Here is a 13,829-nt window from a genome sequence, read left to right on the forward strand (position 1 = left end):
AATGCAATTAATTCTTAAAATGCTTTTAGCCAAATAATACAAATTTTTAAAAAAAGGTTAATGGCAATAAAATTTTTGGCAAATTATCAATGATTTTCATGGTGATAATAATGCCAATCAAGTTTCTTAAAATTGAAGAATTCTAGGAAACTAAAAGCACACCAAAACAAAATCAATATACCAAATTGGACATATTGATTAGTTAGGAGGTTATCATGAAAAGAAACAAATTTAACAAAACAATTATTGGTCTTAGTACTCTTGTTGTTTTAGGATCATCAGGAATTATTGCGGCTTCATGTGGCAATAAAGCCGAAAAAGAGAAAATTATTACTACTCCAGAAAAACAACAAATTTTGTCTGGACAAATTAAATATTTGGCAATTGGAGATGACTATGCTGCTGGCAATAACTATAGCAACAATAACTTTGTCATTAATGGATTAGATGAGAAAAACAACGAAATTAAAGGTCTGTCTTATGCCTCTTATTTAGCGAATTCTATAAAAGAATTAAGTGATGAGAAAACCACTCTTGGCTCATATCACAACTATGGTCTTTCGGGTTCGAAATTAGATGACTGACTTTATATTTTAAATTCATCAAAATATTCAATTAATGCCGAAATACAAAACAATGTTGAATATAATAAAAGCATAATGAATGATGCCAATTCTGACCGATTTGAAAATCAATTCGGGAATTTTGACGAGGACGCTTTTTCCAAAATTAAAGAAAACATTAGAAATGCCAATTTTTTAACTATTTCAATCGGACTGAATGATTTTTTCAACGATATTGATTTATTTAATCATTTATTTGCAATAACTAATGACTCAGCAGATTATGAAAATATTGAAAAAGATTTAAAATCTTGATATGATAGTCTTGCAATTAAATCAGTAGCAATATCTCAGAAATATAATAGTTTAATTGATGAAATTAAAGCTATAAATCCTAATGTTAACATTAATCTAGTTGGATATATTAGCCCTTATTTAAGATTAAGTAATATTCTTAGAAAACAATTTAATAATGATTACATTTATGATGGCATAAAAATTCTAAATAATTTACTTAAAAAAGTTGCTAATGATCGCAAAATTAATTTTGTATCTTTCCGCGATGAGCAATCAATTATTAGTAGTCCTAACAAATTCTCAGCAGATATTTTCGAAATGTTGCCATCACTTGCTGCATATAAAAAATTAGCACAAGATATTTTTGCAAAATTAGCCATTGATTCAAGTAAATACAATGAAATTATTGGTGAGATAAGTTCTGATAGCGATAGCACATCTTTCCGCCAATCAATTCTATTTTCTAAAAATGCAGAAGAGATTAAAGAAACAATTCTTGGGATAACAGGTGATAATGTTGATAATTTTATTACTAAAAAATACCCATTTGAGGAGTTGGCAGAAAATCAAACACTAATCGAGAATGAAAATCAGCAAAAAAATACGAATCCATTTATCATCCTAAAGGCTAAATTTAATAAAGGAAAAAATCTAGATAGTAGCAAACTGATTTTATATTTCAACACAACAATGAAACTTTTAGGCCTTAATTTATCAGATCTAAAATCAACTTTCACTGAACTAAAAAATGACTTAGAAATTGAAGAAAATCGGGCAGTTTTTGTTCAATTTATTGAAGAAATTCTTGATAACAAAAACCTTCAAAACAATCTCATCGAAGCTAAAAGTAAAGTTAATGAATTAATTGACAAAAAATCATATGAAAACATTGAGGCAAAAGACATAAGCAAAGCTTTTAGAGAAGTTTTTCTATCTCCTGATAATATCTTTATTTTTATTAAAGAGTTGTCAAAAACTGATTTTATTAAAAATCCAATTATCGAAAATAAATATCCAGTTTATAGCGAATTATTATTATCTGATTTATTAAGTTCAAATATAATCAAGTCATTTTTACCAGCCACTGTTGCTGAAAATCTTGATTCTATTTTTGGCAAAACTGATTTCAAAATCTCACTTAAAAAAGTTGTTGATTCATTTATTGCAAACCTTCTTTCTAACCCTGATAAATATGCAAAATCGGAAAACTATAATGAATTCGTCAATCTTCTAATAAACGATAGTAGTCAAGAAATTAAGGACTTCATTAAAGTATTTATTAGCAATTTAAAAAATGATCCAGAACTTAGTGATAGTTTAGTTTCTGAAGTTTCCGAAAAAATTAAAGATGTTTATAATTTAGATGAAATTAAATATCAACAAATTAAGAAATTTATTCGTATTTTTATGCTGAATGTCGATGATTTTAAAAATTCCGATAAATTATTAGACTTTTCACTTCAAACATTAATTAATTGACAGAGTGAAAGGTCGGAAAATAAAACTGTTGATAAATTCTTTGCTAATTTATTTGCTGCAATTTTAACTGATAAATATGATTTAAATAAAAAACACGATCTGCTTCTTTCACTTATTTCAGCAAATCTAGGAAAAACCGAAGAAGAACAAAATGATTTCCGCAAAGGTTTTGAGGTTCTAAGTTTAGCTTATTTAGCAAAACAAAATATTTTTGATTCAACAAATATTGGCAAGCTAATTAATGAAAAAAATCGTAAAGACATTTTATCGTTACTATTTAATGTTATTAAAAATGAAAATAATGAACTAAATGAAGATGGGAAAACCTTTATTGCTAATATTTCAATTTCAGTGCTTGAAGGTGAAATCAAAGATCCTAATTCTAATTTAAATGCCTTGTTGAAACAATTAACTAATTATTTTATCATTAACCCAATTAGCTTAGGGCTTAAAACAACTTTTGGCGAAAAAATTAATATTCATGGTCAAAGTGTTGAAAACTTTGTTGAACAAACCTGAGATCGATTATGAGAAAATATCAAAAGTCAAGAGATTGTAGATAACATAAGATCACTTATATCAAAAATTCTTGAAAGAAGAGGTAATTATGATACTAGTTCAATGTATAGTTTCATATCTTCACTTGTTAAGGATGCCAAAAACAACAATCTTATTAATTTAGTTGATGCTTTAATTAAAAAAATCTTAGCTTCAAAAGAAGTTTCACAAAACGTAATTGATGGCACATTTTCGCTTTTAGAGCAAAGTGCTAATGCTAAATTTACTGAGGAGCAAAAGAAACTAATTTCTTCATATTTTATTAACTTACTTTCAAATCTTCCAAATTCAAAACTATATGCTTATGTTAAGGCAAAATTAAGCCAAACTCTTGAAAGAATTGATCAAAGTGAAGTAAATAATTTTGAAGCCTTAGGCAAATATATTAAACTAGAAATGTCAGAACTTCTAAGTTTTAAAAATCAATCGATTATTCAAGAAATCATTGATATTATCTTCATTAAAAATGCTAATAATCAACCACAAATGCCATTTAACGAAGTGATTAAGACTTTTTCAGCTATTTTAGGAAATGAAGAAATCATTGATTTCATAGTTAATAAGATTAATTTAAAAGATATTATTAGTAACTTGCTAAAAAATGTTAAATTATCTGCTAACTTAAGTATTCAAGCCCAAATGTATATTAAGGCCATTCTGAAAAATTTCGACACCTTTATTAAAGATAAATTTGATAGTGAACTTCTTCCTTTACTTAAATCATTGCTAAAGAATTTTTTTGAAATTGATGCCAATCGAGAATATCAATCAATAAATGAATTAATTAAGGACTTCATTTCTAAAAACAAGCAAACACTAAAAGAAAAATCTTCACAATTGCTCAAATCACTAATTGCCAGTGATGGCGGCAGTTTGAAGAGTAATATTTCTAAATTAATGACCACATTAATTGATGATAATGTTACAGAATTTCAATGAGGAAAATCAAAAGAGAGTGTTCAATCAATTATTACCAAATTACTTGATTCACTATCAGAATTTAATCTTACAAATATTATTCTAGATAATATCTTTACTAATCTAGAGCAAAATTTAGAAGCTAATCAACTTAAAGTAAAAGAATATAAATTTAGCATTAATCTTAGCAGTCTAATTAATGAGTTAAATTATGATACTTTAATTAATTTCATTAAAAAATTAACGGCTGCTGAAGCTAAAAACGTTGCCTTATTAGTTTTAAAAAATCTAAAATACATTTTAAAATCTTCTAATCAAACTAGCGAAATTAATGGAAGTGAAAAACCATCTCCAAGTCCTTCAAGCAATGGTAAAATCCACTTTAGTTTTAGTGGTGAAATTAAAATTCCAATCAATAAATTACTTGAGATATTTAAAGTATCATTTGAAATCATAAAATTAGACGATGATAAAAAAGAAATTAAGGATGCTTTAAAAGAAACACTTAACGAAATTTTTAGAGATCAAAAAATAAAAGAATTTATAAAAGAAAAATTGCAAACCTTAATAAATAGATTATCAAGTAAAGAAGACCTTACTAATAAACTTTTAAATAAAATTCTTGCTAAATTAGTTGATGGAATATTTGAAAATGATAAGTATAAGACATTAATTACTAAAATTAGTGAATGATTCATTGATTTAAATACTGAAAAAATGAAGAATTTTAGATCATTTGACGATGTTATAAAGACTTTTTTGGAAAATAATCAAACAACAATTGTCGATTTATTTAATGAGCTAATAAATGATCAAATTAGCAATAACGAACATCTTAAAGAATTAATTGGTTTGGGATTAGAATATGTTGCCAAAAGATATAAATTATCACTAACCAATATAAAATATGATGATTTAAAATCACTGTTAGCAAAGATAATTAAAGGGTTAGGCGGTGCTGATATTGTAAAGAGCTTAGCAGAAGAATTACTAAATAAACTTAAAGATATTAAACTTTTTGATAATAATTCATTTGATGAAGGTAAAGCGTTAGAGAATATTAAAGAAAAAATTATGGGCTTTGATTTTTGAAAGATGCTTTCAAAAGATAATTTCGAAAAGGTATTATCATCGATAATCAAAGGTGATGACAAGATTACAAGTCAAGAACTATTTTCATTATATGAATATCTAAAAGAACTACTGCCAAAATTGCAAAGCGTCACAAATGCCTCACCAGTTGAAGTTCAGGCAGAAAGTTCGGAAAAATTAGAACCTTCATCTAATGTAAATCTTGAAAAAATTATTGTAGATTTAATTAATGTCTTAAATAAGATTTTAAAAGATGAAGATAATAAAGTTACTGAGTTTAAAAACACAGTTGTAGAAACGATTAATATGATTATAAAAGATCAAGCAAAAAATCTAGATTATTCAAAAATTAAAAATAATTTTATATCAGAGGATACCCTTAAAAAGATATTTGAAAAACTTTCGAACTATGAAGAAATAAATATTTTGTTTAAAGATTTAATATCCGATTTTTCTAAATATGAAGCCAATAGAGAGAAATTAGGCGATATTATTGAAGCGGTATTATCTATTTCAAAAGATAATTTAACGAAAAATATCAACAAAATAATTTCTAAAATATCTAAGGATAATGACATTAAACCATTACTAATAGATGAGCTATTTAGATATCTATCATTAGAAAATACTACTGAAGAAGATAAAATATTTGTTAGTGACTTAATAGATAGAATTGTAGTAAGGTTACAAGATCATCCTTTCTATAAGAAAAAGATTATTGATAATTTAGTTGATAAACTAACAAAAAATTCACAATCATTTAGCATTACTAATCCTCTTGGCTGAATTTTAGAAAGTTTAACCCAATTTAGTTCAATTATTTCATTAAATGATTTAGCAGTACTGGGACAATTTATTGGAGAGAATAATGTAATAAATGGCGAAACCTTAGTTAAATTGATTAATTTAGTGTTAGGAAAATCAAAAAATCCCGATTCGGTTGTTTATAAATTGCTTTCAAACCTTAATGTGGGCGATAAAAGAACAACCATGAAAGATCTAAACGATTACATATCATCAGGTGCTAAATCAGCGCTATCAAAATCTCAAGGTAAAGCTTCAGAAGCTAAAAAAGATGAAAATGATATTAAATTTAGTGTCGATCCTCTAGCTTTAATTAATACAGTAATTAGATTATTAGCTCAGGAGGTTACTAAAGAGGGACGAACAATTCAAGATTACAACAGTAAATATGAAATTAGATATAATAAACCGGCTTACCAAGCAACTTATCGTTTATTAGTAACGCTAAAATTAGTAGTTTTTGAAATGTTCGGACGTGAAACATTAGAAAGTGCTAGAGAAAAAAATTTAATAAATCTATATAGTGGTTCGAGGGCATTATTGTGAGAAATCCAAGAAGGTACTAATCTTAAGTTAATTCCTTTTATTGCCTCTAAATTTAGCGGGATGCAATATTATTTTACAAATACCGATATAAGAAGAGAATTTACAAATTATTTAAGAAGTTATTCGAACGGCTTTTTCGGAATTGGTGCCACATATACTTACTATCAGGAAAATGACTATGATCCAAGTTCAATCGAATTCATTATTAATACAAGCGGATATAATGAAAATGAAAAGAATAAACTAAAAGAATTTGGATATATTGTTGATGCTAACAATACATCAAAAAGAATTAGTAAAAAGGAATATATTTTGTTAACCATTAAAGAAGGTGGATATGCTAAGTTTATGAAATTAAATAAAATAACAAATGGATCATCTTCATGGAGCGGAACAAAAAAAATTGATTTCTCAAAGCTAAACTAAAATTATAATTACTAAAAATTTTATAACTAAAGTCCAAGATAATATTTTGGACTTTTTTATATTCTTTATTAACTTTCTATAATAAATTAGTGATTTCAATGAAAAACAAAGAATTTTTCAATGAATCAAGTTGAATTAAGAAGTTTTCATAGCTTTTCATGTTAAATTAAGGCTTTACTTACTTAAAAATTAAAAATTTTTAGCTAAAGCAATTAAATAAAGGTCATAAAATTAAAAAAATATACAAAAAATAAAAATAAATTTGAAATTATAGTAACATTAATTAGTTATTAATTGTTCTTGATATATTTGCATATCCCAAAATTAAAATAATATCGATATAAGATAAGAAAAGAGAGCTTTGAATTTAAACATTTTCAACGAAAAAATCAATGAAAAATAAATCTTGTATAAAAATGAATTTTATTAATCAATAGGAAAAAATTAGAATATTATATTCTTTTTTGTTTATGCCAGAACAATATTAAGTATTTTTAAATAAGTTAATACACTTATTCAAAAAATAAGGAGAGAAAATACTATGAAAAAATCAAAAAAAATTGCTAGTAGATTAACAACATTAGGAACTCTTATCGTGCTAGGATCGGCTGGAATTATTGCTGCTTCATGTACCACCACTAAAACTAAAAAGCCAATTTATGAGCGTATAGTTTTTGATCAGTCAGAGGTTTCCGGGAAAATTGATTATGTCGCTTTGGGAGATGATTATGCTGCCGGTAATAACTACAGTGACAATAATTATGCCCTAAATGACTTTGATGTTGATAGTCAAGTGGTTCATGGCGTTTCTTATGCTTCATATTTTGCTAATGCTATTAATGAGTTAAAAGATAGCAAAACTAACTTAAGAAGCTATAAAAACTATGGTCTTTCAGGGTCAACAATCGAACAATGACTTTACATTTTAAATCCTGAAAAATATCGTAGTACCGCTATCATTGAAAAGAATTTTGAATATAATAGGAATTTAGCTAATGGTACAGGTTCTAATCGCCTACAAAAAACTTTTGGTAATTTTAGCGATGCAGATTATATGCGCTTAAGAGATGACATTAGCAGAGCAAACTTAATTACTCTGTCTGTTGGTTATAATGATTTTTTTGCAGGCAATGACATTTTTGATATCTTGCTAGAATTTAATAATATTGATAGTAATATTTCGCAATTAGAAGAAAAACTTAAGGAATGAGTCGAAAAAGCAGAACAAATTTCTTCATTTATTTATGAAAACTATGACCGTTTAATTACTGAAATTAGAAGAATTAATCAAAATGCTAATATTACATTAGTTGGTTATACTAATCCTTTTTTAAAACTAAGTTCAATTATTAAAAACCAATTCGCTTTAAATAAAGACTACATTCATGAAGGAATTAAAATTTTAAATAACGAAATTAAAGCTGTAGCATATAGTAATAATGTTAATTTTGTTACTTATAATAATGAAAGTGAAATACTGTCAAATCCACTTGAATATTCATCTAATTTATTTGAAATGCTACCAACTATTAAGGGATACAAAAAATTAGCGCAAGATTTATTTATGAAGTTAGCCTTGGGTGAAAATGAATATAATGCCATTATTAGTGACCAAGTAATTGAAGATGCTGATAGTAAAGGATATAAAAAATCAATTGCCTTTGATGTTGAATCTAATAATGTTAAATCGTTAATCCTAGGTAATGAAGGTGTTAATAAAAGATATGATTTTGAACAACAAGAAGAAAATCACAAAATTTTAGAAACTCAGGATGATAGTTTTAACTCAAAGATTTTTAGTGTGTATAAAGCACAATTTAATAATGGTGAAAACATGTCATCATTTGAATTATTAGAATTTTTCTTTAGATCATTAAAAATATTAGGAATTGATTTACTTGAATTTCGTGAAAAATTTGATCAATTAGAGGCACAACTAGAAAGTAGTGAAGAAACCCGCAAAACTTTTATTGAATTCGTTAACCAAGTTTATGAAAGTGGCACAATTACTTCTGAACTTAAATCATTTAATAAACGAACTAATGATTTAATTCAAAATAATAGCTTGCAAAACATTACCACTAAAGATATTGCTCGTATCTACTATGATGAATTCTCATCAGCTGATCACATTTATAACTTCTATAAAGAAATGTCAAAAACCAAGTTTTTACAAGATAGCAAAATTAACCGTGAATTTAGAATGTATATCAAGCCTTTCTTTGCTTCTTTAACTAACAAATACTTATACGAAGCATTTTTCAACTTGCTAAATATCAAAATTGATGATAAATCTGTAGCACAAATTGATTTTGAATTACAACTTGAAGCATTTACTGATAGTTTAATTAATGTAGCATTCGATAGTCCTGATCAGTACGGCGGATATAAAAATTACACCGAATTTATCGGTGCTTTATTGCAAAGAGATAAACTAGAAATTAAAAATCTATTAGATGCATTTATCAAATGACTTGAAGAAGATCCTGCTTTTGCTGATAAGTTTATTAATAGTGTTGCTAATTCATTCATCGATATTTATAAAATTGAAGGTGATAATCAAAGAGTAATTAGAGAATTTGTTAGAATTTTCTTCTTGAATTTCAATAAATTGAAAAATATTGAAAAATTAGTAAGTTTTGTGGCCGAATCATTTACCGCTGTTAAACATGCCAACTCTAAAACACCAAACATTAATGAACTATTTTCAACATTCGTCGATAATATGATCACCGATAAATATGATGCCGCTAATGAAAATAAGCTCCTATTTACCCTAGCATCTGCCAATTTAGGCCGCAATGACGCAGAAAAACAGGCATATCAGGCTGGACTTGAAATCATCAGTTTATCATTTATCGCTAATGAAGATTTCTTTGACACCAAGAATGAAAACTACTATGAAAATAATGAAAAACGTGAGAAAATCTTTAAACTATTAACCAACCTAATTAAAGATAAAGAAAAAGAATTAACACCAGATGGTAAAAAATTCATTTCAAATATCTTGGGAAGATTAGTTGAACAAGCCTTTTTAGATGAGAATTCTGATCTAAATAAAACTATTAAGAGATTACTTGATTATTTCATTGTTGAACCAATTATTCAAAACATCAAAAATAACTTTAACAGTAATGAAAAATTTGGAATTGAATCTCTAGAACAATTTATTAGAAACATTTGAAATACTTTATGATCACAAATCAAAAATGATGCTTCAATTAACGGAATTAAAAAATTAACTAGTTCAATTTTAGAAAGAGCAGAGCACTATGATAATGAATCATTATATGCTTTTGTAGTTAGTGTCTTTAAAGACGGAGAAAACAACCACCTATATGATTTAATTAAGATTTTAGTTTCACAGTTAACTGCAACTGACGGTGTATTTGACAATGTATTCGATACAGCATTACAATGATTTGAAAGAGAAACAGATTACAAGTTTGAAGATGAAGTTCGTGAAAAGCTTAGTGTATATTCTAAAGAATTATTAAAAAATGTTCCAAATTCAACATTATATGAACATATTGAAAACAAACTAAAAGAAGTGGCAAATTCTGTTAACAAGACTGAACAAAAAAACTTTAATGATTTTTCGAAATATATTAGTGATGAAATGAATAAATTTCTAACAAAAGATAATAAGAGTATTATTCCGAAATTACTTGATGTTTTTTTGGCTAGAGACAAATTTAATGTATACCATATTGAATTTAGCAAGGTTATGGAAGTATTTTCTTTAGTGTTTAAGCAAGAAAAAATAGTTGACTATTTTGTTAAGAAAATCGATCTAAAGGGTTTTCTTGAGGTTGCACTATCTAATATAAAATTTGAAACCCCAAAGACTCAAGAAAAATGAGAAAAGGTTTTAAAAGAATTAAATAAATTTATTGATAAAAAATATACAGAATTTATTCTTCCTACTATAAAAGATTCATTTAAAAAAATATTTTCAGATACAGCATTAATTAGTAAATCTAATTCATTTACGGAATTAGTTGTTAACTTTATAATTGGTAAAAAAGCAGAATTAAAAGCAAAAACTATTGAATATGTAAAAGAATTACTTGGCGATAATAATGGAACTAATCTAAAAGACAATTTTTCAGAATTGTTTGTTTCTCTTGCTGATGAAAATTCTGGTGGTGCAAGTTGAACAGAAGATCAAAAGAAACACACAAAAGAATTTATGGTTAAATTGCTTAACTCTTTTACAAAATTTGAATTGACAGAGAAATTGGTAGATATCATATTTGACAATATTGAAACAAATATTCAAAAGGAATTATTCAATTTCAACAGATATAATATAAAAATTAATTTAGTTGATATCTTTAATGGCTTAAAACATCAAGAATTAATTAATTTTATAAAAACTATAAAACCAGAAGAAATTAAAGATTTATCAATACTTGCATTGAGAAATTGAGAAGCTATTCTAGGCAGTTTTACTGGCTCAATCGGTGATAAAAATACCAACGATAAAAAAGAAAATATTTTTGATGTATATGGGGAATTAAATATTAACAAGGAAACTTGAATTCAGTTATTTAAGGAAACATTTAATAGATTAGATGAGGCCGGAAAAGGCGCAGTTAATGCTGAATTGCAAGCAATTTTTAGTAAGTTCCATTCAAATGAAACAGTAAAAAGGTTTATCAAATTCCAATTACATAGAATAAGAAAACAAATCGTAACTGATGACCCAATGTTTGATAAATTGTCAACTAAGATATTTGATGATATTTCAAATAGTCTAGAAGATGTGCTGTTATCAAATATAGTAAGTAGTATTAGTCAAGAACTAGTTAATTTGGAAGGCAAAAATATAAATTCAATTGAAGATATAAACAATAAAATTGAAGGTTCGCTAGCAAAAATTAAAACAAATTTCATTGCTTTAATCAAAAAAGTGCTTAGGGACCAAATAAAAGACCAAAAAGGTTCTAAGCAATTATCTGATTTAGTTTTCTATCTACTAAATAAAAAATTAAAATTAGATGTTACAAATGTTAATGCTGAAAATGTAAAACTTTTCATTTCTAGAATATTATCTAGCTCATTAAATTCACAAATTGTGGACTCTTTAATTTCAAATCTCGTAGATAAAGTATTTAAAATTAAATTCTTTGATGAGGAAAAAATTCTAAGTAAAGATAAGATCCTTTCTCAAGCAAAAAATATGATTAACTCAATAGATTATAATTCAATAATTTCTAAAGAAAATTTAGCTAAGTTATTATCAGGAATTTTTGAAAACAGCGATGTCAACATGACAAGCGAAGAGATAGTTTCTTTCTATGAATATATAAGCAATAATTGATCAAAATTAAAAACCCTAAAACAAGAAGAAAACTTTAATTGAGAATTATTTAATAAATTTATTAAAGATTTCAACAAATATGCAGTCAGAACAATTAATTCTTTCGCCCTAGGTTTAAAGAGTGATTCAAAAAACAAAATTAAAGATTCACTAAGTAAGGCGATAATAAAAATAGCTAAAAATCATGTAAAAAATCTTGATAATTCAAAATTACAAAATAAATACGCTGACTCTAACAAAATTAAAGAAGTTATTGATCTAGTTTTGGATTACAAAGAATCGAAAAAATTAGTTACTGACATAATTTCAGGAATCAGTTCTGATAATCCTTATGAAGAGAATTCAACATTAAATGATATCATCGTAAAAATTGCAACTGATTCCAAAGAGAAATTAATTGATGATATCAATTCAATTATCATTCAATTGTCAAAAGATGAAAAAGCCTTAGATATAATCATTGGCGAAATATTTAAATATGCTTCATTAGAAAATACAACTGAAGACGATAAGGCCTTATTTAAAAACATAATCAAAAAAGTTATTCCAACAATACAAAAAACTAATTTTTATAAAAAAACTGTGATGGAACGTCTATTTAAAATAATTTTAGATAATGTAAAAAGTAAGGGAATTTCAAGTGTTGGAACATGAATAAATGATGTTCTAGTTGAATTTAGCTCGATATTTAGCTTTGCCGATATTGGTATATTCGCAAATCTAATTGGTGATGAAAATGGAATCAACGGTTCAGATTTAGTTAAATTAATAAATTTATTTTTCGGAAAATCTAACCTAAATAATTCACTGCTTTACAATAACCTTAAAAATATAAATATGAATCCTAATGTTGCTGAAAGAACTAATCTCACAACATTAAATGAAATTGCAAGAGGAAGAAAGAATATTTTTGAACATAAAATTGTAACTGATCCTAATTATGTAAAAGTTGAATTTGATCCATTTGAATTTTTAGATAAAATGTTTAAATTGTTAGCTCAAGAAGTAACAGCAGAATCAAATAAAATACATAATTATTTAACAGATTACAATGTTAGACATAAACAGGATGCATACAAAGCTACATATCGTTTCTTAGTAGCCTTAAAATTAGCAATTTTTGAAATGTATGGAAGAGAAACACCAGATTATGAAAGAGAAACCTCATCTTTAATATATGCAGGTCTTTATAGAAGCAAAATTTCAATTTTATGAGAAATCCAAGAGGGTACAAATTTAAAATGAGCATACAAAAAATTCTCAGGAATGAATACTCATTTTACAACTGATTTTTTAAGGAAAGAATTTACAAACTATGTTCAATATATAGATTGAAAATATAAATATCACTACCCAAAAGAAGAAAGATATACTCCAGATTCAATTGATTACATAATAGCATCAAGTGGATACAAAGATTCTGAAAAAGATAAACTAACTCCATTTAAATATAAAGTAACAGCAAATGGAAAAGAAGGACAAATTAGCAAAAGAGACTATATTCTTCTAACGCTTAAGGAAGGTGGATTTGCTAAATTCATGAAAATAAATGATGTTAAATCAATGTCAAGTTGAAGTGGATTAGATCAAGTTGATTTTTCTAAGATTGATGACTAATTAGTATATAAGAGCGAAAGTAATTTTGCTCTTTTTTTATTCGCTTTTTTAACAATTTGAAACAGTAAAAAAAATGTTTTGACTAAAAATTAACTAAATTTTGCGGCTAACATTAATAATAAATTTTAAAACTATTTTCTCATTTTTGTTTTTGGGATTTATATTGTTAATATAAATTTAGTTCTAGTAATAAGATAGAAAAA

At 25.9% G+C, this 13,829-nt stretch carries 2 protein-coding genes; both read left to right on the plus strand.

Annotated features, from left to right (window positions below):
• Nucleotides 1-215: 215 nt before the first annotated feature.
• The gene (locus HGG64_RS02305; protein WP_169580345.1) at nt 216-6,683 is read left to right on the plus strand and encodes an SGNH/GDSL hydrolase family protein; all 6,468 of its coding nucleotides are present in this window, start codon (nt 216-218) and stop codon (nt 6,681-6,683) included.
• A gap of 541 nt (nt 6,684-7,224) precedes the next feature.
• Complete coding sequence (locus HGG64_RS02310; RefSeq protein ID WP_169580346.1) at nt 7,225-13,626, plus strand: SGNH/GDSL hydrolase family protein; 6,402 nt, start codon at nt 7,225-7,227, stop codon at nt 13,624-13,626.
• The last annotated feature ends 203 nt before the right edge of the window (nt 13,627-13,829 follow it).

It is taken from the genome of Mycoplasma phocoeninasale (assembly GCF_012934885.1).
GTDB classification, from domain to species: Bacteria; Bacillota_I; Bacilli_A; order Mycoplasmatales; family Metamycoplasmataceae; genus Metamycoplasma; species Metamycoplasma phocoeninasale.